At 58.3% G+C, this 22,692-nt stretch carries 26 protein-coding genes; 12 read left to right on the top strand and 14 right to left on the bottom strand.

The features are described 5' to 3' along the window. Positions 1–23 precede the first annotated feature (23 nt). The 5 genes from AVI_RS16045 to AVI_RS31165 form a co-directional block, all read right to left on the bottom strand. Positions 24–275, bottom strand: a complete 252-nt coding sequence (locus AVI_RS16045; RefSeq protein ID WP_041697160.1) for a sulfurtransferase TusA family protein — start codon at positions 273–275, stop codon at positions 24–26. Next, positions 272–1,609 carry a L,D-transpeptidase family protein gene (locus tag AVI_RS16040; RefSeq protein ID WP_015917345.1) on the bottom strand — a complete coding sequence of 446 codons (1,338 nt, stop codon included), beginning with the start codon at positions 1,607–1,609 and terminating at the stop codon, positions 272–274. Before AVI_RS16040 ends, AVI_RS16045 begins: the two co-directional genes overlap by 4 nt. 352 nt (positions 1,610–1,961) lie before the next feature. Next, positions 1,962–2,915 carry an acetyl-CoA carboxylase carboxyltransferase subunit alpha gene (locus AVI_RS16035; protein WP_041697158.1) on the bottom strand — a complete coding sequence of 318 codons (954 nt, stop codon included), beginning with the start codon at positions 2,913–2,915 and terminating at the stop codon, positions 1,962–1,964. Between the two features lie 207 nt (positions 2,916–3,122). After that, positions 3,123–4,121, bottom strand: a complete 999-nt coding sequence (locus AVI_RS16030) for a site-specific tyrosine recombinase XerD (RefSeq protein ID WP_015917343.1) — start codon at positions 4,119–4,121, stop codon at positions 3,123–3,125. 42 nt (positions 4,122–4,163) lie between these two features. Next, complete coding sequence (locus AVI_RS31165) at positions 4,164–4,316, bottom strand: hypothetical protein (protein WP_015917342.1); 153 nt, start codon at positions 4,314–4,316, stop codon at positions 4,164–4,166. A 346-nt stretch (positions 4,317–4,662) separates the two neighbouring features. Here AVI_RS31165 and AVI_RS16020 point away from each other — a divergent pair, with 346 nt between their 5' ends. Both AVI_RS16020 and aroB read left to right on the top strand, forming a co-directional pair. Next, positions 4,663–5,256 carry a shikimate kinase gene (locus AVI_RS16020; protein ID WP_015917341.1) on the top strand — a complete coding sequence of 198 codons (594 nt, stop codon included), beginning with the start codon at positions 4,663–4,665 and terminating at the stop codon, positions 5,254–5,256. Continuing rightward, positions 5,253–6,398 (top strand): 3-dehydroquinate synthase, encoded by a 1,146-nt coding sequence (gene aroB, locus AVI_RS16015; protein ID WP_015917340.1) that lies wholly within the window; start codon positions 5,253–5,255, stop codon positions 6,396–6,398. The genes AVI_RS16020 and aroB overlap by 4 nt, the downstream gene beginning before the upstream one ends. 2 nt (positions 6,399–6,400) lie before the next feature. Here aroB and AVI_RS16010 read toward each other — a convergent pair whose 3' ends face one another. Continuing rightward, positions 6,401–6,682 (bottom strand): BolA family protein, encoded by a 282-nt coding sequence (locus AVI_RS16010; protein ID WP_041698237.1) that lies wholly within the window; start codon positions 6,680–6,682, stop codon positions 6,401–6,403. A 134-nt stretch (positions 6,683–6,816) separates the two neighbouring features. Between AVI_RS16010 and AVI_RS16005 the strand changes: the two genes are divergently transcribed. The 4 genes from AVI_RS16005 to AVI_RS15990 all read left to right on the top strand — a co-directional run bounded on the left by AVI_RS16005 (position 6,817) and on the right by AVI_RS15990 (position 11,460). Next, complete coding sequence (locus tag AVI_RS16005) at positions 6,817–7,443, top strand: J domain-containing protein (protein WP_041697155.1); 627 nt, start codon at positions 6,817–6,819, stop codon at positions 7,441–7,443. A gap of 89 nt (positions 7,444–7,532) precedes the next feature. Then, positions 7,533–8,525 (top strand): cobaltochelatase subunit CobS, encoded by a 993-nt coding sequence (gene cobS / locus AVI_RS16000; RefSeq protein WP_015917337.1) that lies wholly within the window; start codon positions 7,533–7,535, stop codon positions 8,523–8,525. 17 nt (positions 8,526–8,542) lie between these two features. Then, positions 8,543–10,444 (top strand): cobaltochelatase subunit CobT, encoded by a 1,902-nt coding sequence (gene cobT / locus AVI_RS15995; protein WP_015917336.1) that lies wholly within the window; start codon positions 8,543–8,545, stop codon positions 10,442–10,444. A 38-nt stretch (positions 10,445–10,482) separates the two neighbouring features. Then, on the top strand, positions 10,483–11,460 hold the full coding sequence (locus tag AVI_RS15990) for an esterase-like activity of phytase family protein (RefSeq protein WP_041697152.1): 978 nt from the start codon (positions 10,483–10,485) through the stop codon (positions 11,458–11,460). 11 nt (positions 11,461–11,471) lie between these two features. Here AVI_RS15990 and AVI_RS15985 read toward each other — a convergent pair whose 3' ends face one another. Further along, the gene (locus tag AVI_RS15985; RefSeq protein WP_015917334.1) at positions 11,472–12,104 is read right to left on the bottom strand and encodes a queuosine precursor transporter; all 633 of its coding nucleotides are present in this window, start codon (positions 12,102–12,104) and stop codon (positions 11,472–11,474) included. Positions 12,105–12,284: 180 nt separating this feature from the next. Then, positions 12,285–12,575 carry a 50S ribosomal protein L28 gene (gene rpmB / locus AVI_RS15980; protein WP_015917333.1) on the bottom strand — a complete coding sequence of 97 codons (291 nt, stop codon included), beginning with the start codon at positions 12,573–12,575 and terminating at the stop codon, positions 12,285–12,287. Positions 12,576–12,798: 223 nt separating this feature from the next. Between rpmB and AVI_RS15975 the strand changes: the two genes are divergently transcribed. Together AVI_RS15975 and yddG are read left to right on the top strand one after the other, a co-directional pair. Next, the gene (locus AVI_RS15975; protein WP_015917332.1) at positions 12,799–13,590 is read left to right on the top strand and encodes a DUF3108 domain-containing protein; all 792 of its coding nucleotides are present in this window, start codon (positions 12,799–12,801) and stop codon (positions 13,588–13,590) included. 25 nt (positions 13,591–13,615) lie between these two features. Next, on the top strand, positions 13,616–14,500 hold the full coding sequence (yddG, locus tag AVI_RS15970) for an aromatic amino acid exporter YddG (RefSeq protein WP_015917331.1): 885 nt from the start codon (positions 13,616–13,618) through the stop codon (positions 14,498–14,500). Between the two features lie 3 nt (positions 14,501–14,503). On the opposite strand, the gene AVI_RS15965 is transcribed toward yddG, so the two are convergent. The 3 genes from AVI_RS15965 to gloB form a co-directional block, all read right to left on the bottom strand. Next, the gene (locus tag AVI_RS15965; protein WP_015917330.1) at positions 14,504–15,070 is read right to left on the bottom strand and encodes a cytochrome b; all 567 of its coding nucleotides are present in this window, start codon (positions 15,068–15,070) and stop codon (positions 14,504–14,506) included. Positions 15,071–15,174: 104 nt separating this feature from the next. After that, a complete protein-coding gene (locus tag AVI_RS15960; RefSeq protein WP_015917329.1) occupies positions 15,175–15,606 on the bottom strand; it encodes a cupin domain-containing protein in 432 nt (143 codons plus the stop codon). Further along, complete coding sequence (gene gloB / locus AVI_RS15955) at positions 15,606–16,376, bottom strand: hydroxyacylglutathione hydrolase (RefSeq protein ID WP_015917328.1); 771 nt, start codon at positions 16,374–16,376, stop codon at positions 15,606–15,608. Before gloB ends, AVI_RS15960 begins: the two co-directional genes overlap by 1 nt. A gap of 103 nt (positions 16,377–16,479) precedes the next feature. Here gloB and AVI_RS15950 point away from each other — a divergent pair, with 103 nt between their 5' ends. The 3 genes from AVI_RS15950 to AVI_RS15940 all read left to right on the top strand — a co-directional run bounded on the left by AVI_RS15950 (position 16,480) and on the right by AVI_RS15940 (position 19,354). Further along, the gene (locus tag AVI_RS15950) at positions 16,480–17,241 is read left to right on the top strand and encodes a class I SAM-dependent methyltransferase (RefSeq protein WP_015917327.1); all 762 of its coding nucleotides are present in this window, start codon (positions 16,480–16,482) and stop codon (positions 17,239–17,241) included. A 71-nt stretch (positions 17,242–17,312) separates the two neighbouring features. Next, on the top strand, positions 17,313–18,419 hold the full coding sequence (gene hisC / locus AVI_RS15945) for a histidinol-phosphate transaminase (RefSeq protein ID WP_041697149.1): 1,107 nt from the start codon (positions 17,313–17,315) through the stop codon (positions 18,417–18,419). Continuing rightward, positions 18,419–19,354, top strand: a complete 936-nt coding sequence (locus tag AVI_RS15940) for a prephenate/arogenate dehydrogenase family protein (protein ID WP_015917325.1) — start codon at positions 18,419–18,421, stop codon at positions 19,352–19,354. The genes hisC and AVI_RS15940 overlap by 1 nt, the downstream gene beginning before the upstream one ends. Before the next feature lie 16 nt (positions 19,355–19,370). On the opposite strand, the gene AVI_RS15935 is transcribed toward AVI_RS15940, so the two are convergent. Continuing rightward, on the bottom strand, positions 19,371–20,330 hold the full coding sequence (locus AVI_RS15935) for a DUF2125 domain-containing protein (protein WP_041697146.1): 960 nt from the start codon (positions 20,328–20,330) through the stop codon (positions 19,371–19,373). A 226-nt stretch (positions 20,331–20,556) separates the two neighbouring features. Between AVI_RS15935 and AVI_RS15930 the strand changes: the two genes are divergently transcribed. Further along, positions 20,557–21,096 carry a gamma-glutamylcyclotransferase gene (locus AVI_RS15930; protein WP_015917323.1) on the top strand — a complete coding sequence of 180 codons (540 nt, stop codon included), beginning with the start codon at positions 20,557–20,559 and terminating at the stop codon, positions 21,094–21,096. Here AVI_RS15930 and AVI_RS15925 read toward each other — a convergent pair. Together AVI_RS15925 and AVI_RS15920 are read right to left on the bottom strand one after the other, a co-directional pair. Then, positions 21,091–21,894: a lysophospholipid acyltransferase family protein gene (locus AVI_RS15925; protein ID WP_041697144.1), complete on the bottom strand. Its 804-nt coding sequence runs from the start codon at positions 21,892–21,894 to the stop codon at positions 21,091–21,093. The two genes, AVI_RS15930 and AVI_RS15925, sit on opposite strands and share 6 nt — an antisense overlap. A 79-nt stretch (positions 21,895–21,973) precedes the next feature. Continuing rightward, positions 21,974–22,684 (bottom strand): YdcF family protein, encoded by a 711-nt coding sequence (locus AVI_RS15920; RefSeq protein ID WP_041697142.1) that lies wholly within the window; start codon positions 22,682–22,684, stop codon positions 21,974–21,976. Between the last annotated feature and the right edge of the window lie 8 nt (positions 22,685–22,692).

The raw sequence follows: 22,692 nt of genomic DNA, 5'->3' as shown, positions 1-22,692 counted from the left end.
CGGCGGTTATCTCGGACGCTGCATCATCGGGTGGGCATCTGATCAGGCTTGCCGATCACAAAGCGGTGACCGGTCGCGGATCTCTCGCTGGACAGCAGGATATATCCGTCTTCCCGGCAGAAATGCGGGATATCGATAATCGCCAGGGGATCGGTGGTTTCAACAATGAGCCGGCTACCGACCGCCATTCCCGACAGACGTTTTCGCGATTTTAGCACGGGAAGCGGGCATTTCAGCCCTTTGAGGTCCAGGATGTCTTCGGGCTCCGGGGTCACCGGGCGGCCCAGAATTTCCAGAAGGGTTTTGCCGCTGGCTCAGAGGCCGCATCCATGGCCACCATGCTGGCTTGCGGCGGCGGTGGCGCCACCGGGTTCGGCACGGGAACCGGGCCGGTGGCCGGGAGGGCGACGGTTGCCGTCTGCGTTGGGTCGATGTTGGCCGGAGCACCAGAACTCACAGCACCAGAACTCATAGTGCTTGCCGTCTGCGGATCGCTTGGCGCGCCATAGCGACCGGTCTTGGCGGAATTGTCCAGCGATGCGAACAGCGGGGCGGCTGTCGCTGCGGTTTTCCGTGGGCTGATGACCGGATTGGCGGGATCGGCGACCTCGGACAATTTCAACAGCTTGCCAGCCTTCAGCGCTGAGCCTGTCGGAGCATAGGCGAGGTCGCGGCCTTTCTTCAGGTCGGCAACCAGAGCCTTGCGTTCGGCTTCGCTTGGATCGTACCAGACCTTGTCCTCATACTTCTTCATGGCCTTGGCATAGTCGCGGCTATAGGCCGAATTATAGGAGGCAAGCGCCGCAGACAGTTGCGGTGGTGTGCTCATCGGTGGGCAGGCACCCGCCGGGTTCAGGCTTTTGCCTGCTTCGACTTGCTGGTTGAAGACATATTTCTTGTCGCAAACCCCAACTTGTGGCGGTTGTTTGGTGACTTCGAACTGGTCGTAGCCAGCCTTCAGCATCTGCCAGAAGGGCATGTGGGTGCTGTAGCGATGCCGGGCCATGTTTTCGGCGGTCATGCGGAACGGAAAGGCTTGCAATTGCACGGTCTGCTGGCCACCGCGAAAGGCATCGCGGGCAAAGGCATAGATTTCCAGGATCTGGGCATCCGTCATCGAATAGCAGCCGGAGGACGAGCAGGCCCCATGGATCATCAGATTGGTGCCGTTGCGATTGTTGACGGCATCATACTTGTTGGGAAAGCCGGTGTTGATCGCCAGGTAATATTTTGAATAGGGATTGAGATTGGCGGGCGTCAGGGCGTAGAAACCCTCCGGCGCCTGCCGGTCGCCTTCCTTCTCTTTCGGTCCCAGTTTCCCGGACCACGCACAAATCTGGTAGTCGGCAATTTTCTCGAAACGCCCGTCAGTCTTGGCTTTCCAGATTTCCAGAACGCCTTCTTCCTTGAAAATCCGGATGGCGATCGGCGAGTTTCGCTCCATGCCCTTCGCCTTCAGCGAGGCGAGGATTTCAGGTGGCAGCGGTTGCTCTACCTTGTTGGACACATTGGCCGGCATCTTCTTTTCGCTGACGCTATCCAAGGTATCGTTGCACCCTGCCAGAAGCAGGGCGGTGGCGATCAGCAGGGCGGCGTTTGAAATGCGCATTGTCGAGCTCAACTGGGTCTCATTGGGGCGAAGGCATTCTTTCAGGACAAGGATGCGTGAGTATGTCCTTATCATGGGACGACGAAGCATTGATCATCCAGGCGGGACCATATCAAGTCGGAGCCTGTCGATCCAGTCTCGATCCTTGCCCGAATATGGTTTCTAAAGTGTGAACGTGCACTGATTGCCCATTCCAAGCTTTGCCTTAATTGCCAAGGCTTTTGTCGTTCACAACACTTATACCGACAGTCTTTGGTTATGACTGTCGGTATAAGGCCCGATTGAAACATTTATGGGGCAAATCACCGGCTGCATCGCAAGGCGATGCAAAAGGAGTTGTACTCTGGGCGTTTTACAGATTACGGCCGATATCGAGGAATTTCTGGCGCCGCGCCGTGCGCAGTTCCGCCCCGCTTTGGCCAGACATATCCTTCAGTGCCGCTGCAATGGTTTCCCCGGTACGGTCGATAACCGTTTCGGGATTGCGATGGGCGCCGCCAACCGGTTCGGGAATGATATCGTCGATAATGCCGAAACCTTTCAGGTCTTCCGCAGTGATCTTCATATTGGTGGCGGCTTCCTTGGCGCGCGTGCTGTCACGCCATAGAATCGAGGCCGCACCCTCAGGCGAAATCACCGAATAGATGGCGTGTTGCAGCATATAGACGCGGTTGCCGGTGGCAATGGCAATGGCGCCGCCGGAGCCGCCTTCGCCGATGACGACGGATATCAACGGGGCTTTCAGGTTAAGGCACATTTCCGTCGAGCGGGCGATGGCTTCGGCCTGGCCGCGCTCTTCCGCACCGACACCAGGATAGGCGCCAGCGGTATCGACCAGCGAAATCACCGGCAGGCCAAAACGGTCGGCCATTTCCATGACGCGGATCGCCTTGCGATATCCTTCAGGCCGGGGGCTGCCGAAATTGTGCTTCAGGCGCGATTTGGTGTCGCTGCCTTTTTCCTGGCCGATAATGGCCACCGGTATACCCCGGAAACGGGCCAGGCCAGCCTGGATGGCTGCATCCTCGGCAAATTTGCGGTCGCCAGCCAGCGGCGTGAAATCGGTAAACAGGCGCGATGCGTAATCGACGAAATGCGGACGTTGCGGATGGCGGGCGACCTGGGTTTTTTGCCAGGCATTCAGCTTGGAATAAATCTCTTCCATGGCTTCGCGCACGCGGACTTCCAGACGACCGATCTCTTCCGAGGTGTCGATGCTTTCATCCTCGCTCTTTAGCTTCTTCAACTCGTGAATCTTGCCTTCGAGGTCGGAAATAGGCTTTTCGAAATCGAGATAGTTGATCATCAGGTCCGTTCCGATCCGTTACTCTATCCTGCTTTACGATGTTGGCTGAGCGGCGGCCATCGTAATCTCTGACTATATGCCTGATCTCACCACCCATCCTTGATGGTGTGAAACCGTAAATGTCTTCGCAATGCTTGGCCGCATGTCTGTCTTGCAGACAATTTGCGTGCCAACCAAAGGGGCTTAGCACATCGCCTAGCCGGGCTTCTAATCGTGGTTTTTCCTATGTTTTGCAAGAGGGTGATGTGTCTCAACCAGAATCTGGAGCCTTTCTTCGAGCACATGCGTGTAGATTTGCGTCGTCGAAATGTCGCTATGTCCCAGTAATTCCTGCACAACACGCAGATCCGCGCCGTTTTCGAGCAAATGGCTGGCAAAAGCATGCCTGAGCACATGCGGCGACACCGCATCGCCGCTGAGGCCGGCGCGAATGGCCAAATCTTTCAATTCCCGCGCGAAAACCTGCCTGGGCAGATAGCCTTCACGGCTGGCGGCTGGAAACAGGAAGCCAATGCCCGATGATTTTCCCAGTTTCGACTCTGTTTGTTTCGACGCTGTTTTTTTCGAAGGTGGTTTTTCTGCCTGTTCGATTTCCTTGGCCTGCGCGTAAACCTGCATGGCGGCGATGGCAGAGCGCGACAGCGGTACCAGCCGTTCCTTGTTGCCCTTGCCGCGGATCACCAGGAACCGGCCCTCCTGCGCAAGCACATTGGCCGGAAGCGAGACCAGTTCGCTGACACGCATGCCCGTCGCATAAAGAAGCTCCAGCAGCGCCAGGCGCCGCAGCCTTTGCAGGCGGTCTGGGCCGTCCAACGCCGCCTCGGCCTGGGCCAGGGACAGGAGCTTGTCGACATCGGCAATCGACAGGGTCTTGGGCAGAGGCCGGCCCTTTTTCGGGGTATCGAGGATCGAGGTCGGATCGTCGCCGCGCAGTCCCTCGGCATAGAGAAACTTGTAGAATTGCCGAAGCGCCGACAGCCGGCGGGCCTGGGAGGAGGCTTCGAAACCGCGATGGCCAAGATCGGCCAGATAGGCGGAGAGGTCGTCGCTGGTGGCGGCCATGACGCTGACTTTGCGCGTGGCCAGAAAGCCATGCAAATCTTCCAGATCCCGTTCATAGGAAGAGAGCGTATTGCCCGCCGCACCGCGCTCGGCGCTCATCATCTCAAGGAAAGCTTCGATACGGGCGTGGCCGAGATCAACCATGGGTGCTGTCGTTTCTATTGTTTGGTGTCTGTGCCATCACGGTCATGGCTGCTGCGGCTTGATTTGCGCGGCGGGAATGGTTGCGGTGATCTCCCGCTGGCCTGGTTCCACGAAGATGACCAGAGCCCACATCGCCGCATAGATCATGGCCGCCACAGTGGCAATGACGAACAGGAAGCGGAACAAGGTGGGCATGATGACGGCCTCCTGCCTTAAAAGGCATGGTGTACAGTGCCGTGCTTCCCAGAAGAAGCAGTCGAGTTTGCTGTAACACTTTGGGTTCTCTGGGTGTCGTTTATCTCTTCGGGAAAGAACAGTTTTGCTTTTCCCTCAGTGCAACACACATCAGCAATATCGGCTGGAGCCGTTCCTGTTTCAAGATGGAACGTGCCAGGTTTTGCCTGATAACACCCTAAACCCCTGGCAGTTAAGGGAGGCCACGGGCCATGCAGATGATTGTTTCTTGCTGGCATATGCGGCAAGTGCTTGACGTGGCCCCGGCATTTGTCAATAGGGTGGTAAACCTGTTGCGAAAAGGCTGATGACCCACTCGATGCCCCATGCTGTTCTACCTCTTGCTGAGCGTGCCCGCTCGGTGCTCGGGCGTCGAAACCTGATTTTCGTCGGCCTGATGGGGGCTGGAAAATCCGCGATCGGGCGTCTCGTGGCCCAGCAATTGAATCTGCCGTTCATCGATACCGATACCGAGATCGAGCGGGTCTCGCGCATGACGATCAGCGAATTGTTCGCAGCCTATGGCGAGACGGAATTCCGGGCGCTGGAAACCCGGGTGATCCGGAGGCTGCTCAGGTCCGGGCCGAAAGTGGTCTCGACCGGCGGCGGCGCCTTCATCAATGACCGGACCCGCAGGCAGATCGAGCGTGGTGGTATTTCCATCTGGCTGAAAGCCGATCTGGATGTGCTGTGGGAGCGGGTCAACAAGCGCGATCATCGCCCGCTGTTGAAAACCGAACACCCGAAACAGACGCTGGAAAAGCTGATGCTGGAGCGCTACCCGATCTACCAGCGTGCCGATATTACCGTATTGTCGCGCGATGGGCGCAAGGAAGCCATCTCCGCTGAGATCATGGACGCGGTGATCGCCTATGTCAGCAAAGGCAGGAGCAAGCGATGAGCACAGATCAGGCATCCGAACGCCCCGAATCCTCAGAGCGCCTCGTCCATGTGCCGCTTGGTGAGCGCGCCTATGATATCCTGATCGGCGACGGCCTGATCGGACGGGCGGGCGGCGAGATTTCCACCCGTATCAAGGGCCGCAAGGCAGCCATCATCACCGATGAGAATGTCGGGGCGCTTTACCACGGCGCGCTGATGGACAGCCTGGAGGCGGACGGCTTTGAAGCCGTGTCGCTGACCCTGCCCGCCGGTGAAAAGACCAAGAGCTTTGAGCACCTGACCAAGGTTTGCGACGTGCTGCTGGAAGCCCGCATCGAGCGCAATGATGTGGTGATCGCGCTTGGCGGCGGCGTTATCGGCGATCTCACCGGCTTTGCGGCGGGTATCGTTCGGCGCGGGGTGCGGTTCGTGCAGATCCCGACCTCGCTTCTGTCGCAGGTCGATAGTTCCGTCGGTGGCAAGACCGGTATCAATGCAAGGCAGGGCAAGAATCTGGTTGGCATTTTCAACCAGCCGGATCTGGTTCTGGCCGACACCGCAGTGCTGAATACGTTGAGCGAAAGAGAGTTTCGCGCCGGCTATGCCGAAGTGGCGAAATATGGCCTGATCGACAAGCCGGAGTTTTTTGATTGGCTGGAGCGCAATTGGCGCGAGGTGTTTGCCGGTGGAGCGGCCCGCACGCAGGCAATTGCGCTGTCCTGCCAGGCCAAGGCCGATGTGGTCGTGGCTGATGAGCGTGAACATGGCCGCCGAGCCCTGCTCAATCTCGGTCACACCTTCGGCCACGCGCTGGAAGCGGCCACGGGCTATGATAGCCGCCGCCTTGTGCATGGGGAAGGTGTTGCCATCGGTATGGTGCTGGCCCATGATTTTTCGGCCCGGCTCAATCTGGCCAGCCCTGATGATGCAAAGCGGGTCGAGCACCATTTGAAAGAGGTTGGGCTGCCCACCCGGATCGCTGAGATTCCCGGCGATATGCCGCCCGCAGAAGAGTTGATGAAGGCCATTGCCCAGGACAAGAAGGTCAAGGGCGGTCAATTGACCTTCATTCTCACCCGCGGTATCGGACAGTCTTTCGTCGCCGACGATGTGCCGTCCTCGGAAGTGCTGAGTTTTCTACAAGACAATCTGCCCGGCTGATCTCACCAGCGTGTGGCCTCGCCGGGCGCTGATGGTTCGATGGCGAGCGCATGCAGGCCGGCATCCAGTTCTGGCTTTAACAGGTCGGTGACAGCCCGGTGCCGGGCCAGGCGGCTGAGGCCGGTAAAACTGCCTGAGATGATGCGCACCCGCATATGGGTTTCTCCAGTGCCGGTCATATCAGGTTGATGTCCTGCATGGTGGTGGCTTTCATCGATCACCAGCAGGCGCTCGGGCTGGAAGGCCTGTGTCAATTTCTGCTCTATCGTCTGGCGAAGTGACATCTGGTGGCTCTGCATGCGGTGGCGTCCAATTCTGCTGACCAATTCGGGCGTTTAGAGAAAAGCCTCCAAATGGCCAAGAACAATATGATTTGTCAATTCTTGTTGTGAGATGGGGAAAGCCTCATAATTTGCCAATGAAACTCGACTCAAAATATTTCGACAAGATCAGAACGCGCCGCAAGAAGGATGCGGAACCGGAGCCGCCTGTCACCACGTGCCAGTGGGACGGCTGCGAGCGACCGGGCGTGCACCGGGCACCGGTGGGTCGCAATGCCGAAGGCAAGTTTTTCCTGTTCTGCTTCGAGCATGTGAAGGAATACAACAAGGGATACAATTACTTCTCCGGTCTGTCCGACAGCGAAATTGCCCGCTACCAGAAGGAGGCGATCACCGGCCATCGCCCGACCTGGACGGTTGGTGTCAACAAGGCGGCCAAGGGATCACCCATTCACTCCACCCAGCGCTCCGGCTCGGCCACGGCGCAGGCGCGGATGAGGGACCCTTTCGGCTTTGTCTCGCAAGGGCGCGGCAATGCGTCGCGGTTCGAGCCGCAGGCGCGAAAGTTGAAGACGCTGGAAGCAAAAGCCTTCGATGCCCTGGGCTTGACGGGCGCTGCCACCGCCCAAGATATCAAGAGGCGCTATAAAGAGCTTGTCAAAAAACATCATCCAGATGCAAATGGCGGAGACAGAGGTTCTGAAGAGCGTTTTCGGGCTGTTATTCAGGCCTATCAATTGTTAAAGCAGGCAGGTTTCTGTTAATCGAAGACTATATCCGATTGCGTATGCGACCTGATTGTATGCGACCTTGATTGTATGCGCTGGGAGATGCCGCCCGGCTTGGAGAGACGATGAGCAAAATTGACCTTGATATCGCCAACCTGCCCGACACGACAGTTTCCGTCCGGGAGGTGTTCGGCATCGACAGCGACATTCGCGTGCCTGCCTATTCGAAGGGCGATTCTTATGTGCCGGATCTCGATCCCGACTATTTGTTCGATCGGGAAACCACGCTGGCCATCCTTGCCGGTTTTGCTCACAACCGCCGCGTCATGGTGTCCGGTTTTCACGGCACGGGCAAATCCACCCATATCGAGCAGGTCGCTGCCCGGCTGAATTGGCCCTGCGTGCGCGTCAACCTCGATAGCCATGTCAGCCGTATCGACCTGGTCGGCAAGGACGCCATCGTCCTGAAGGACGGCAAGCAGATCACCGAATTCAAGGATGGCATTCTGCCCTGGGCCTATCAGCACAATGTGGCGCTGGTGTTCGACGAATACGATGCCGGACGCCCGGACGTGATGTTCGTTATCCAGCGGGTGCTGGAATCCTCTGGCCGCCTGACCCTGCTCGACCAGAGCCGCGTCATTCGTCCACACCCCGCTTTCCGGCTGTTTGCGACGGCCAATACGGTTGGGCTTGGCGACACGACCGGCCTTTACCATGGCACCCAGCAGATCAACCAGGCACAGATGGACCGCTGGTCGATCGTCACCACCTTGAACTACCTGCCGCATCAAAAGGAAGTCGATATCGTTCTGGCCAAGGTCAAGGGCTTTGCCGCCACCCCGAACGGTCCCGATAATGTGGCCAAGATGGTGCGTCTGGCCGATCTCACCCGGTCTGCCTTCATCAATGGCGATCTTTCGACCGTGATGAGCCCGCGTACTGTGATCACCTGGGCGGAAAATGCCGAGATCTTCGGTGACATCGGCTTTGCCTTCCGCGTCACCTTCCTCAACAAATGCGACGAACTGGAGCGGACCCTGGTGGCCGAGCAATACCAGCGCGCGTTTGGCATTGAACTCAAGGAAAGTGCTGCCAATATCGTTCTTGGCGCCTGAAAAGAGACTTAAGGAACATGGCAGGTCGCGGCGATAATTCCCAGGCGAAACCCGGCACGGCGGTCGATACCGAACCGTTGCGCCGGGCGATTACCGGCTGCGTGCGCTCGATTGCCGGCGATGCCAATGTCGAAGTGGCTTTTGCCAATGATCGTCCGGGCATTGCCGGTGAGCGGATTCGCCTGCCGGAAATTTCCAAGCGTCCCACCGCCCATGAACTGGCGGTGACGCGGGGTCTTGGCGATTCCATGGCGCTGCGGCTCGCCTGCCATGACCAGAAAGTCCATGCCTCGATGGCACCGGAGGGGCAGGATGCCCGCTCGGTATTCGATGCGGTCGAACAGGCCCGGGTGGAATCGATCGGTGCCTTGCGGATGACCGGCGTTGCCGCCAATCTGAAATCGATGACCTCGGAAAAATATGCTAAGGCCAATTTTTCCGGCATCGAACGGCGCGAGGATGCGCCGCTGTCGGAAGCGGTGGCGATGATGGTGCGTGAGGCGCTGACCGGTCAGAAGCCACCGGAAAGTGCCGGTAAAGTGCTGGATCTGTGGCGCTCCTTCATCGAGGAAAAGGCCAGCAGTGATTTTTCCAATCTGGCCAATGTGATTGAGGACCAGCAGGCCTTTGCTCGCGTTGTGCGGCATATGCTGTCTTCGATGGAAATGGCCGAGGATTTCGGCGAGGACCCGGAACAGGCCGAGCAGGAAGAAACCTCGGAAGAAGACCAGCAGCGCAGCGGCGAGGAAGAGCAGGAAAATTCCGAGCAGGAAGCCGGCTCTGAAAGCGCGCCCGCCGATGAAAGCGAATCTGCCGAAGAGCAGATGGACGACGGCGAGATGGACGGTGCCGAAATTTCCGACGACGATATGTCAGAGGAAGGCGACGAAGACAGCGAGACTCCCGGTGAAATGCGCCGTCCGGCTAGCCCGTTCGACGATTTCAATGAAAAAGTCGATTACAAGATGTTTACCGAGGCCTTCGATGAGGAGACTTCGGCGGAAGAGCTGTGCGATGAAGCCGAACTTGACCGGTTGCGCGCCTTTCTCGACAAGCAGCTTGCCCATCTCCAGGGTGCGGTCGGCCGGTTGGCCAACCGCTTGCAGCGCCGGTTGATGGCGCAACAGAACCGGTCCTGGGATTTCGATCTGGAAGAGGGCTATCTCGATCCGGCCCGGTTGACCCGGCTGATTATCGATCCGATGCAGCCGCTGTCGTTCAAGCGGGAAAAGGACACCCAGTTCCGCGATACGGTGGTGACGCTGGTTATCGACAATTCCGGCTCGATGCGTGGGCGTCCGATTACGGTTGCCGCCACCTGCGCCGATATCCTGGCCCGCACATTGGAGCGCTGCGGCGTCAAGGTGGAAATCCTTGGCTTTACCACCAAGGCCTGGAAGGGCGGCCAGAGCCGCGAGCAATGGTTGGCCAGCGGCAAGCCGCCGACGCCGGGCCGCCTCAACGACTTGCGCCATATCGTCTATAAATCGGCGGATGCGCCGTGGCGGCGGGCACGGCGCAATCTCGGCCTGATGATGCGCGAAGGCCTGCTCAAGGAAAATATCGACGGCGAAGCGCTGATCTGGGCGCATAATAGGCTGTTGGCGCGGCGCGAACAGCGCAAGATCATGATGATGATTTCCGATGGTGCGCCGGTGGACGATTCGACCTTGTCGGTTAATCCCGGCAATTATCTGGAACGGCATTTGCGCGCTGTGATCGAGCAGATCGAGACCCGGTCTCCGGTCGAATTACTGGCGATCGGCATCGGCCATGACGTCACCCGCTACTATCGCCGTGCCGTCACCATTGTCGATGCGGATGAATTGGCAGGTGCGATGACCGAGCAATTGGCTGGCCTCTTCGAAGACAAGCCCACTAAGGGTGCCCGTGGCGGTTCGTTCCGCCGCGCCAGCTGAGTGCGTGTGATCTGTTGCTAATCACCTCCCGCAAAGCCTTGGCTGCCTTCTGCTGCGGCTCCGCGCTGCTTTTGGCAGCATCTCAGGCCGTGGGTGAGTCTGCGGCGGTGAGTAGCCGAAAAATTGAATATTTCAATCCGGCCTCGGACCAGACCGTGTTCGGCAAGCTGGAATTTCTCGGTGGGCTGGACCTGACATCGTCAGACAGTCTGTTCGGTGCCTGGTCTTCGATCCGGTTTCGACCGGATGGCAAGCGTTTCATTGGCGTGCTGGACACTGGTCACTGGATTTCCGGCGAAATCAAACGAGATGAAAAGGGTCGCCTTTCCGGCATCGATGGTGTGTCGCTGGCTCCGATGCTGGACCGCGAAGGCCGCAGCAATGCGCCGAAGCGGGCGATGGATGCCGAGAGCCTGGCGATCCGTGGCGACAAGATCTATGTCGGCTTTGAGCAACGCCATCGGATCGATCAATATCCACTCGACGGATTTGAAACGGCCAAGCCGGAAAAAAGCCTGCCTTTGCCTTTTCCCAAGACGGTCCTGAAGAGCAATCGCAGCCTGGAAATGCTGACAGCATCGCCTGCGCAAGGGCCGCTTGCCGGTGGCCTGGTAACGATCACCGAGGAGAGCCTGGACGCCAAGGGTAATCTCTATGCTGGCGTGGTCGATGGTCCGCATCCAGGCGGCTTCAAGCTGGTGCGCCGTGACGATTTTGACGTCACTGACGGCGCATGGCTGCCGGATGGCGATCTGCTGCTCTTGGAGCGGCGGTTCCGGTTTCCCAGTGGGCTGGGGATGCGCGTCGTGCGCGTCAAGGGCGACAGCATCAAGCCGGGCGCGTTGGTGGATGGTGAGATCCTGCTCGAGGCCGATCAAACCTTCCAGATCGACAATATGGAAGGCCTGGATGTGGTGGATATGGGCAATGGCGACCTTCGCCTGATCCTGGTCTCTGACGACAACCACTTCATGTTGCAACGGACGTTGATGCTGGAATTCCGGCTGCTACCGTAAGGCAGCAGGTGTCAAGCCCGCGCAACTTGGTAGGGCTTCAGCCTGTTCATCAATGCCCCATAGGGCAAAAGCATGATCAGGCCGACCAGCATTTTCACGGTAAAATCACCGATGGCCCAGGAGATCCAGCGCGGGATTTCAGGGGAAAACGCGCCAAGCAACGGCGCTGAGCTGATAGCAAAATCATCATTCGGGCCGATGAAGCCAAAGACCGGCGCAAAGGACAGCGAGAAGAAAATCACCGTATCGAGTACCGAGCCGAACAGTGAACCGGCCAGCGGTGCTTTCCACCAGTCCTGCTGGCGCAGCCGGTTGAAGACGCTGATATCAAGCAATTGCCCGACCAGATAGGCAGTGCCCGAGGCAATGGCGATGCGTGGCTGCCCGGTGACGAAGGATAGCGCCACGCCCACCAGAAAGCCCACAAACACCACTTTGCGGGCCGTGGACGGGCCGAACTGGCGATTGGTGAGATCCGTGACCAGAAAGGCGACCGGATAGGTGAAGGCACCATAGGTCAAGAGGTCGCCGAGCTGCACGCCCGCCAATTGCCCCGACAGCGGAAACTGCACGAGGATGTTGGAGGCGACCACAACCAGGGTCATGAGTAGGCTGTAGACGAAGATGTGCCGTGTGATCCGCATTTTTTTATCCTGGGAGATGCCACCAGCTATAGCTCAGCCCACATGCGGACTGGCCATAACAAGAAAGGGTCGATATTTGCCGCTATGCCAAAGACTTTGGCAAGAACGGCCCAAGCGAAAAGGCTCGAACGTTTTACCGTTCAAGCCCATTCGTTATGTCAATGCTGTGGCTGCCTGATATCAGGCGGCGACTGCGGTCTTCTTGACGATCTGGCGGCGCAGCAGACGAGCGCGCATGCTCAGTTCGGTTTCATTTGCCTTCAAAAGGAAGGCATCCAGGCCACCGCGATGCTCGACGGAACGAAGAGCAGCAGCAGAGACGCGCAGACGGTAGCGCTGGCCGAGGGCATCGGAAATCAGCGTAACATCGCACAGGTTCGGAAGGAACTTGCGGCGGGTCTTGTTGTTGGCATGGCTTACATTATTACCCGACTGGACGCCCTTGCCGGTCAATTCGCAACTGCGGGACATGATGCACCTATTCTTATTGGCAGTCAGAGAGCTTTCCGGGCAATAACCCAGGGCGCAATCCAACGCGGTCTGATTGGAAAGTTGCGGTTCTATAGTCAGCTGAAGCCGCCCCGTCAAGACAAACCTTGGCAAAAGGGCGGATTTATCGACGCTTCGGCTATGGTCTTGCCATAGTGAACGTCATAAATGAAGGGGTAACAGACATTGGAGCCATGGTGTCGCAATGCGTTTTAAGCTTGTTCGTAAACTGACTTTTCTGCTGGTCGCGCTTGGCGCTCCGCTGGCCTCTGGGAGCGGTTCTGCCTTTGCAGGAGAGACCTATCGCAATGAATACCGCGTCACCCTGCTTGGTCTGCCCGTCGCCCGTGCGACCTTCGTTACCGAGGTCACACGTCCCGGCTACACCATTACCGGCACGATCTCGTCGGCGGGCATTGCCAATGTCTTCACTAGTCTCGATGCAAAGACCAAGGTGACGGGGCAGGTGGCTGATGACAAGCATTTGCAGGCCAGCAATTACAATCTGGTCTATACGCGGGGCAAAAGGACGCGGGTCTATGACGTGCGTTATGCGGGCGGCAATGTCGTCTCCACGACAATCACCCCTCAACCGAACCGTAACAAGGATCGCTGGATACCGGTGAGTGCCGGGGATCTACGCTCAGTGCTCGATCCGGTCGGTGGGCTGACCTTGCCAGATGATGGCAAGATCTGCTCCCGGACCCTGCCGATTTTCGATGGTGAAAGCCGGTTGGACCTGGTGATGTCGCCAAAGGGCAAGAACAAGTTTACCGCGGGCAATGTTTCCGGCGAGGCGATCGTCTGCTCCGTTCGCTATGTGCCGAAATCCGGCTTTAACAAGGGCCGCAGCGATATCGAATATCTGCGCAGCGCCAACGATATGGAAATCTGGTTTGCCAAGACCGGAACCATGACCTTATATGCCCCTGTTTATGCGCGGGTGCCAACGCGGGTGGGAACGCTGTCGATCACAGCGACCCGGTTTGGAGCCTGATCAGCGGTAAAATTATGAGGGGCGGATGAAGGTTCGGGCAACGCTGATCGGGTTTTCAGCCATCTTGATGTGGTCTTTTCTGGCGCTGTTTACGACAGCGTCCGGCACCATGCCGCCCTTCCAGCTCTCGGCCATCTGCTTTGCCATCGGCAGTCTTCCCGGCATTGCCACCTTCGTTGTCCGACCGGAGCGGCTTAAATTGCTGAAACAACCGGTCAAGGTCTGGGTGATCGGGATTGCTGGCCTGTTCGGCTATCATTTCCTGTACTTCACGGCGCTGAGAAATGCCCCTGCCGTGGAAGCCGGGTTGATTGCCTATCTCTGGCCGCTGTTGATCGTGTTTGGATCAGCGCTGCTGCCGGGGGAGCGGCTGCGCTGGTATCATATGGCGGGCGCGATTGCCGGGCTATGCGGCACCGTGCTGATCATCGGCAAAAACGGCCTGTCCTTTGATCCGGCCTATGCGATGGGCTATGGCGCGGCCCTGCTCTGCGCCTTGACCTGGTCCAGCTACTCGCTGGTCACGCGCCGGTTCGATGCGGTCTCCACCGATGTGGTGACCGGCTTCTGCCTCGCCACGGCACTGTTGTCGCTGCTCTGCCACCTCTGGCTCGAAACGTCCGTTTGGCCGGATAGCGCCAGCCAGTGGCTTGCTGTGGCGGGTCTTGGGCTGTTGCCGGTCGGAGCAGCCTTCTATGCCTGGGATTACGGGGTCAAGAATGGCGATATCCAGATCCTGGGGGCAGCGTCCTATGCCGCCCCGTTGCTATCGACGCTGGTGCTGCTGGTTTTTGGTTTTGGTGAGGCAAACCTGCGCATTCTTGGTGCCTGTGTGCTGATCACGGGTGGCGCGGTCCTGGCTGCAAGCGGCATGTTCCGCCGCAAGACAGCCATCGAAGATGCGGCTTGACGGTTACCTGCCGGGCATCATCTTCATCAACACGCCATCCTTCAGCACGGTATGATGGAAAATCGCCGCAACGGCATGCAGAGTGGCCGCGCCGATGATGATCCAGGCGAGGAGAGAATGCATGTCACCCAGCAGATGGCGATAGTCAGGCGATATACCGATGAGATCGGGAATGGAAAACAGCCCGAAGAAGTCCACGGGTTTGCCTTGCGACCAGCGCCATAGAAAGCCGAGGGAAATCTGCGCGGCAAGCCCGAAATAGAGCAGATAATGCACAGCCTTCGCCATCAACCCCAAAACGCCTTTTTCTTCCTCTGGCAGCGTTTTAAGACTGGCGATCCGCCAGACAAGCCGCAGTATAAACACTGCGAACAGTGTGATTCCGGCACCATAATGCAGTGCCTTGAGGCCATTGCGCAGCGCACCGCCTTTTTCCGTAAATTCCCAGATTTCCGCCGAGAAAAACAGGGTGAGCACCAGCAGCGCCGTTGCCCAATGCAGCCAGATCATGCCGCTATTGTAGCGCGTGCCGCGCGATTCGATCACATTAAGAGGTATATTCATCGTCATGTTGCCACTCCAAAAAAATCGGATTTTGCAGCGCAACAAAGCGGTTCATGCTGACATGGGCCTGAAGCACATGGGGGCCTGAAGCATAACAGTATGCCAGGTTATCAAAGAGGCTGACCTGGTTCCCAGTCCGGCGGGGCCATTTCGAAAGCGTCGAAAGTAAAGCCCGGTGCGACCGTGCAGCCAACCAGTGTGTACTCCCCAAGGCTTTCCGCGGCCTGCCAGCTAAGCGCTGGAATGATGGCCTGGGGTCGCTCGCCGCGCACAAGGTCTCTACCAAGAACCAAGGTTTCCACGGATTGTCCGTCATTCGAACGGTAAAGCGCCAGCGGCGCGCCAGCATAATAATGCCAGACCTCGGCGGCGTCCTTGACCCGATGCCAATGCGATCGCTGGCCTGCTTTCAGCAGATAGTAGATGGCCGTGGAATGGCCACGCGCTCCACCTGCGCCGTCGCGGAAGGTTTCGCTGTACCAGCCACCTTCAGGGTGGGGCTGCATGGCCAGCGCTGCAATGATCTCATCGGCATCGGCCATCAGAAATTGTCCTTGCGCTTGCGGATTTCGGCAAACACCTCTTCATTGCTCTTGCTTTCCATCACCAGGTTGCGGCGGATTTTTGGATCGGCCACCCGCAGGAAGGGATTGGTTTCCTTTTCCAGAGACATGGTGGTGGGAATGGTGAACTGCCCTTGCGCCCGCATCGCCTCGATGTCGCGGGCACGGGCTTGCAGCCGCTCATTGTCAGGGTCGATGGTCAGGGCGAAACGGGCATTGGCAAGCGTGTATTCATGGCCGAAATAGATGGCGGTTTCATCCGGCAGCACGGCCAGCTTTTGCAGGGAATGCCACATGTCGGCAGCGGGGCGTTCGAACAGCCGTCCGCAGCCGAGCGCAAACAGCGTATCGGCGGCAAACAGCAGTTTGGCGTCTGGAAAATGATAGCAGACATGGCCTGCCGTGTGGCCCGGCGTTTCGATCACCTGGACCCGGTGCGGTCCGAATAAAAACTCTTCCCCATCATAGGCGGACCGATCCAGTCCGGGTATGGCGACAGCCTCGTTGACCGGCCCGATGATCTCACAGCCATATCGTTGCTTCAGCGCCAGATTGGCTTCGACATGATCATTATGGTGATGGGTGGTGAAGATATGGCTGATCTGCCAGCCGCGTTTTTCGGCAGCGGCCACGATCGGGCCTTCCTCCGGTGCATCGATGGACGCGGTCAAGCCGGTTTCTGGGCAATGGACCAGCACACCGTAATTGTCGGTGCGACACGGGAAGATTTCGATATCCGGGCTTTTCATCGGGGTGACCCTTTGGCTTTGCAGTGGCGATTGCAGGGCGATTTGAGGAAAATCTAGTGCCTGGGGCCTTGATGTCCAACCACTGGCTGCTAACAATCATGCCATGCATGTGGATATAGTCGATCTTCGTCAGTTTTATCACACCATGCTCGGTCATGCCGCCGAGCAATCCATTACTATGGCGCTGTCGTCGCTCTGGGCGCGGCTGCCGGAGGAGCGGCTGGTGGGGCTGGGTTATTCGGTGCCGTACCTGGATCGGTTTCGGGCCGATACCGAGCGCACATTCGCCTTCATGCCTGCCGGACAAGGCGCGGTGAACTGGCCGCCGGGTGAGCTTTCGGCCACGTCGCTGGTGTTCGATGAGGAATTGCCGCTGCCCGACAGTTCCATCGACCGGGTTTTGATGGTCCATTCCCTGGAATTTGCCGAGAATCCGCGCGAGACGCTCAAGGAAATCTGGCGGGTTCTGGCACCGGGTGGGCGGTTGGTCATGGTTGTGCCCAATCGTCGCGGGGTCTGGGCGCGGATGGAGCATACGCCTTTTGGCTCCGGTCGCCCCTATTCTCGGGGCCAGTTGACGGCGCTGCTGCGCGAGACCAATTTTACCCCCGGAGCCAGCACCGAGGCATTGTTTTTCCCTCCATCGAAGCTCAGAACCATGTTGAAAATGCATAGTGCCTTCGAGCGCTTCGGTCGCATGCTGTCACCGGCTTTTGCCGGCGTTATTGTTGTCGAGGCGCAAAAGCGGCTCTATCAGGGCCTGCCCGTTGCCATGCGCGCGTCGCGCCGGGTATTTGCTCCGGTTTTGAGCCCGCAGGGCGTGCCAACCACACGCCAGACCCTCTTGCCGCCCTCGACAAAATAGAGGTTCCGGGCTACTTGCGTAAATTGTTTGAACCGGATCAGGTTCAAGGTCAGAATCAGGAAATCGCGTCAATGAGCAGCACCATGAACCAGCCCGTTCCACGCCCGGGGATCCTCGATATTGCCGCCTATGTTCCCGGCAAGGAACATGCCCCTGGCGTTGCGAAAGTGTTCAAGCTGTCATCAAATGAAACGCCGCTGGGACCAAGCCCGAAGGCCATCGAGGCATTTAAGGCGGGTGCTGCCAATCTGGAGCTTTATCCCGATGGCCAGGCTGTGAAGCTGCGGGAGGCGATTGCCAGTGCGCACGGGCTGAACCCGGCCAATATTCTCTGCGGCAATGGTTCGGACGAGCTGCTCGGCCTGCTCTGCCATGTCTATCTGGGCACGGGCGACGAGGCTGTTATCACCGAGCATGGTTTCCTGGTCTACCGTATTCAGATCATGGCGGCAGGCGCGACGCCGGTCACGGTCAAGGAGCAGGATTGCCGCGTCGATGTCGATGCCATTCTTGCGGCGGTGACCGACAAGACACGGATGGTGTTCATCGCCAATCCTGGCAATCCGACGGGGACCTATGTGCCGGGTGCCGATATTCGCCGTCTGGTTGCTGGCCTGCCGAAACATGTGCTGCTGGTGCTGGATGCGGCCTATGCCGAATATGTTCGCCGTAACGATTACGAAGCCGGGCTGGAAATCGTTTCTGAAAACCGCAATGTGGTGATGACCCGCACCTTCTCTAAAATCCACGGGCTGGCAGCGCTGCGGATCGGCTGGATGTATGGTCCAGCTGCCATTCTCGATGCCCTGAACCGGGTGCGCGGACCGTTCAACATGAATGCCCCGGCGATTTCTGCGGGTGCCGCTGCCATTCTTGACCGCGATTTTGCCGATAAGGCCGTGGATTTCAATCTCGAGTGGCTGGACCGGTTGACGGAAACCTTCGAGGGGATCGGCTTGAAGGTCACGCCGTCGGTCACCAATTTCCTGCTCATCCATTTTCCCGATGTTGATGGCAAGCGGGCGCCGGAGGCCGATGAATTCCTGACCAGCCGTGGCTACATCCTGCGGGCAGTCAAGGGCTATGGGTTTGCCAATGCGCTGCGCATGTCGATCGGCACGCCCGAGGCCAATCTTGGCGTGATGGATGCCCTGACCGAATTTATGGGCAAGCCGTGATGGCCAGCATTCAGTTTGACCGGATCGCACTGATCGGCATCGGCCTGATCGGCTCTTCCATTGCCCGTGACGTGCGTGCGCTTGGCCTGGCGCGTGAGATCGTCGTCTCAACCCGCTCGGTGGATACCTTGCGGCGGGCTGAGGAATTGCAGCTTGGGGATCGCTATACGACGTCGGCTGCCGAGGCGGTTGCAGGGGCCGATCTGGTGATCGTTTCGGTACCGGTCGGGGCGTCCGAAGCGGTGGCCATCCAGATTGCGTCGCATCTTGCGCCGGGAGCTATCGTCACAGACGTGGGGTCCACCAAAGCTTCGGTCATTGCGCAAATGGCGCCGCATATGCCGGATCATGTGCATTTCATTCCGGGCCATCCGCTGGCTGGCACGGAGAAATCTGGCCCCGATGCCGGTTTTGTCGGGTTGTTCAATGGACGCTGGTGCATTTTCACACCGCTGGAGAATACGGATCAGCAGGCGATTGACCGGCTCAAGCGTTTTTGGGAAGCACTGGGCTCGCGCGTCGATGAAATGGACCCGCTGCACCATGACAAGGTATTGGCGATCGTTTCGCATCTTCCGCATATCATCGCCTATAATATCGTCGGCACCGCGGATGATCTCGAAGCTGTGACGGAATCGGAAGTCATCAAATATTCCGCCTCCGGTTTTCGCGATTTTACCCGTCTGGCGGCGTCCGATCCCACCATGTGGCGCGATGTCTGCTTGCACAACAAGGACGCCATTCTGGAAATGCTGGCGCGGTTTTCAGAAGACCTCGCCTATCTGCAACGGGCGATCCGTTGGGGGGAGGGCGATAAACTGTTCGAACTGTTCACCCGCACCCGCACCATACGCCGCTCGATCATCGACGCTGGCCAGGATGTGGACGTGCCGGATTTCGGCCGTCATGGGCTGGATGGCAAGACGAACGGATAACAGTCTCGCGGCCGGTTCAGATGGGCGGGATATTACCAAGCGGGATGAAGCCCAGCACCACGACGCCATTGGTGATCTGAAGGGTCACCTGGCCCTGGTTCTGGCCGAGGAAGACCGCTTTCAACCCCTTGGCAGCCATCCGGGCGATGTCCTTGGTTTCGGGATAGGCGGCAATCACCAGGTCGCGCCAGGCATCGACCTTGCCGATTTCCAGCTTGAGCGTGCCATTGGCAAGGCCGGCGTTATCTATGGAAATCGGTCCACTGGCGGTGATCGTCCTGCCTTGGCCCATATCGATTTGCAGATTGCGGATGTCGCCGCTTAGACCCCGCAATTCTATGGGTTCAGGATGTTCGATATCGAGGGCGCGGGCCTGGCCGAGTAATTTCACATCCAACTGTGCGGCCATGGGCGGCAGATCGGGGTTACGGTCGTCCTGGCCAAAATCCATTCCGGTCAGGCGGGCGGTTCCCACAAGATCCTCGCCATCGCGTTGCAGCCGCGTCCGGCTCTCAGTGGCGTCGATCCTCAGAACCCGACCGGAGAGTGCATCGGTCAGGTTGGCCTGCAATTTCTGGATCACGCTTGCTGACGAATCGACGCCGTTCATGCCGAGCGACAGAGTGGAGCGAAAACTGTCCCACTGAAAAGCACCGGCAAGCCCGGTGGAGGTTTGCAGAATGGCTGGCCCGTCGATTTCCCATTTGATTCTGCCGGGCCGAAAAATTTCGGCCGATGACCGGAAGGCGCCTGAGGATCCGGTAATACCATTGCGGCTGTCGTTGACCGACACTTTGGTACAATTCAACCCGATATGCAGTGGAAAGCCACTCATCCGCATTCCCGGGCAATCGAGGGCAGAGGCCAGCGGATTATCGCCATCAAAGGCATGTTCGAGTTTCGTCGTGGCGTAATTGGCAGCGGCGAACCAGCCTGCGGTGTAGAGGATACCGAGCAGGACAAGGACAATGCCCACCAAGAGAACTGGCGATCTCTTCCGTGGTCTCTTCGTCCGGCTGGACATGGCCATGCGCTTCTCCAATTGTCTTCCATTTTGCCCAGCGGTCACTGAAGCGACTTTTGAGTCATCAGAGCCCAGCACCGGTTATCAGTGCAAAGACTGCTGTAAAAATTCATTTCTGCTGGATAATTTCAACCCGAACCTATCAGAATTCGAGAATGAGACAGCAGGAGCGAGCATTATGACGTGCGATATGGACGAATTTTGGGTGTTTGGCTACGGATCTTTGATGTGGAATCCCGGCTTTGTCCATGAAGAACGGCAGGGTGCCAGGGCCCACGGGTTTCGTCGCTCCCTTTGTGTTCGATCTTTCGTGCATCGTGGCACCGAACAGACGCCCGGTCTGGTTCTGGGGCTGGATCGCGGCGGTTCCTGCCACGGTGTGGCGTTTCGCGTCAGTCCATCGGCATGGACGCAAACGCTGGACTATTTGCGAGCGCGGGAACTGGTGACGATGGTCTATCAGGAAAGAACGTTGCGCTTGCAATTGTCTGATGGACGGCGGGTGCTTGGCGTTGGTTATGTGGTGGACCGAAACCACCGTCAATATGCGGGAGCGATTACCGTTGAGGAGGCGGTACAGGTTACCGCGCAGGCCAGCGGCCAGTCGGGTGATAACCGGGCCTATGTCGAGAATACCGTGGAACACCTGCGCAGCATAGGCATCCGTGATCATTGGCTGGAACACGTGGTCAAGGGACTGAACAAACCGACGTTATGACGGGTTCTTGGCCTGTTCCTGCGCTCTCATGGTTTCAAGACGGTGTTTGGCGGTCGGCGGCATGGGGAGATCCGGATTGGTCTGGGCGGCCTCCAGCAGCAGTGCATCGCTGGCCGTCTCCAGCTGGCGGGTCAATGTTTCAAAAAATGCATCGGGCTTCATTCCCGGTTGGATGGGGGGAAGGATACGAATCTTGTAATGCCCGGGATAGCGCATCAGGCTGCGCCGCGGCCAGAACAGGCCGGCATGCATGGCAACCGGCACGACCGGCACTTTGAGGTCGCGGTAAAGCCGGGCGATGCCGAATTTATATTCAGGGTCGGCGCCGGGCGGGCGTCTTGTCCCCTCGGGATAGATGACCAATTGACGGCCGTTGCGCACTTCCACGGCGGCACGTTGCATGACCTTGACCATTTCTTTACCCCGTCCACCGCGATTGACCGGGATCATGTTCTGCTTGGCGGCATACCAGCCGAAGAACGGAATCCACATCAATTCCCGCTTGAGGATATAGACCGGATCGTCCAGCCAGGGCAGAAGCGCATAGGTATCCCAGAAGGATTGGTGCTTTGGCGCGAGGATGTAGCCGGAGTGCGGGATATTCTCCAGGCCTTCAATTTCGAATGTCGTGCCGACCACGGTTTTCATCAGCCAATGACTGAATCGCGCCCATGTCTTGGGGACGGAATAGGCTATTTTGCGCGGCAAGATGAAATAGATCGGCGCGGCCAAGACCATCCAGAGGATCAGGCAGGCATAGAACAGCACGTTGAAAACATGGGACCGCAAAGCAAGCATGAAGATATTCCGCCGACAGATGGCCCTGCCTATACGAATTTTCCAATAAGAGGAAGATGGTTCGACATCGCAGGTCCGACTAGCTTTGGGAGGATTGCTGCGATGCATTGCCAGGCGTGCGAAGCCCCTGCCAATTGTCCCAGCCGCCGAGATCGCGGGTATAGGCAATGAGGATCTTGGCGTATTCCGACATCAGCGTACGCAGCGCATTGGGATCGGCATACCAGGCCCTGGTGCGCAAATCGGCGGTGACGACTGGATAGGGAATAAACTGGGTTTCATGATCTGTACGGCGCAGTTCCATCAAGCTGCGGCGCATATGGTAATTGCTGGTGACGACCAGAACCGAGGAGAAGCCCTTGTCGTGGATCCACTGGGCGGTTTCATTGGCATTGCCGATGGTGTCAATGGCGCGGTAGCCCATGTCCACACAGCAGGCAAACAGATCGGGCGAGGCTTGCGTCATTTTGCGGATCGTCGCGGGCGAAGTCGATGGATGGACCCCTGAGATCAACAGTCGCCGTCCCGATCCCTTGCGCAACAGGTCGACAGCCTGGTCGATGCGCTGATAGCCACCCGTCAGCACGACAATGGCATCAGCCTTGGGCTCAGCAGGCGGCATCATCGCTGTGACGTCATCGGCAAAATGCAGAAAGCCAGCGACAAGACAGGCCATCAACAGGAGAATGGCGTAGCCTCCATAGCGAAGCAGGCGGCGCAGCGGTGCCTGCCGATGGAATAGTTTGGCGGTCCGGCTGCCTCGATCCTTATCAGGGTCTGCTTGGCGCATTATCATTG

The sequence above is a fragment of the Allorhizobium ampelinum S4 genome (assembly GCF_000016285.1).
Classification (GTDB): domain Bacteria; phylum Pseudomonadota; class Alphaproteobacteria; order Rhizobiales; family Rhizobiaceae; genus Allorhizobium; species Allorhizobium ampelinum.
Note: the sequence above shows the minus strand (reverse complement) of the source record. Positions and strands in the feature narration are given on the sequence as shown.

Coding starts and splice junctions, on each gene's coding strand:
- hisC (WP_041697149.1), top strand. CDS start 17,313: ATGAGCAGCACCATGAACCAGCCCGTTCCACGCCCGGGGATCCTCGAT.
- AVI_RS15920 (WP_041697142.1), bottom strand. CDS start 22,684: ATGCGCCAAGCAGACCCTGATAAGGATCGAGGCAGCCGGACCGCCAAA.
- AVI_RS15950 (WP_015917327.1), top strand. CDS start 16,480: ATGCATGTGGATATAGTCGATCTTCGTCAGTTTTATCACACCATGCTC.
- AVI_RS15960 (WP_015917329.1), bottom strand. CDS start 15,606: ATGGCCGATGCCGATGAGATCATTGCAGCGCTGGCCATGCAGCCCCAC.
- AVI_RS15975 (WP_015917332.1), top strand. CDS start 12,799: ATGCGTTTTAAGCTTGTTCGTAAACTGACTTTTCTGCTGGTCGCGCTT.
- AVI_RS31165 (WP_015917342.1), bottom strand. CDS start 4,316: ATGCCCACCTTGTTCCGCTTCCTGTTCGTCATTGCCACTGTGGCGGCC.
- cobT (WP_015917336.1), top strand. CDS start 8,543: ATGGCAGGTCGCGGCGATAATTCCCAGGCGAAACCCGGCACGGCGGTC.
- AVI_RS16040 (WP_015917345.1), bottom strand. CDS start 1,609: ATGCGCATTTCAAACGCCGCCCTGCTGATCGCCACCGCCCTGCTTCTG.
- AVI_RS15930 (WP_015917323.1), top strand. CDS start 20,557: ATGACGTGCGATATGGACGAATTTTGGGTGTTTGGCTACGGATCTTTG.
- AVI_RS16005 (WP_041697155.1), top strand. CDS start 6,817: ATGAAACTCGACTCAAAATATTTCGACAAGATCAGAACGCGCCGCAAG.
- AVI_RS16010 (WP_041698237.1), bottom strand. CDS start 6,682: ATGTCACTTCGCCAGACGATAGAGCAGAAATTGACACAGGCCTTCCAG.
- yddG (WP_015917331.1), top strand. CDS start 13,616: ATGAAGGTTCGGGCAACGCTGATCGGGTTTTCAGCCATCTTGATGTGG.
- AVI_RS16020 (WP_015917341.1), top strand. CDS start 4,663: ATGACCCACTCGATGCCCCATGCTGTTCTACCTCTTGCTGAGCGTGCC.
- AVI_RS16035 (WP_041697158.1), bottom strand. CDS start 2,915: ATGATCAACTATCTCGATTTCGAAAAGCCTATTTCCGACCTCGAAGGC.
- AVI_RS15925 (WP_041697144.1), bottom strand. CDS start 21,894: ATGCTTGCTTTGCGGTCCCATGTTTTCAACGTGCTGTTCTATGCCTGC.
- gloB (WP_015917328.1), bottom strand. CDS start 16,376: ATGAAAAGCCCGGATATCGAAATCTTCCCGTGTCGCACCGACAATTAC.
- cobS (WP_015917337.1), top strand. CDS start 7,533: ATGAGCAAAATTGACCTTGATATCGCCAACCTGCCCGACACGACAGTT.
- AVI_RS15965 (WP_015917330.1), bottom strand. CDS start 15,070: ATGACGATGAATATACCTCTTAATGTGATCGAATCGCGCGGCACGCGC.
- aroB (WP_015917340.1), top strand. CDS start 5,253: ATGAGCACAGATCAGGCATCCGAACGCCCCGAATCCTCAGAGCGCCTC.
- AVI_RS16030 (WP_015917343.1), bottom strand. CDS start 4,121: ATGGTTGATCTCGGCCACGCCCGTATCGAAGCTTTCCTTGAGATGATG.
- AVI_RS15985 (WP_015917334.1), bottom strand. CDS start 12,104: ATGCGGATCACACGGCACATCTTCGTCTACAGCCTACTCATGACCCTG.
- rpmB (WP_015917333.1), bottom strand. CDS start 12,575: ATGTCCCGCAGTTGCGAATTGACCGGCAAGGGCGTCCAGTCGGGTAAT.
- AVI_RS15940 (WP_015917325.1), top strand. CDS start 18,419: ATGGCCAGCATTCAGTTTGACCGGATCGCACTGATCGGCATCGGCCTG.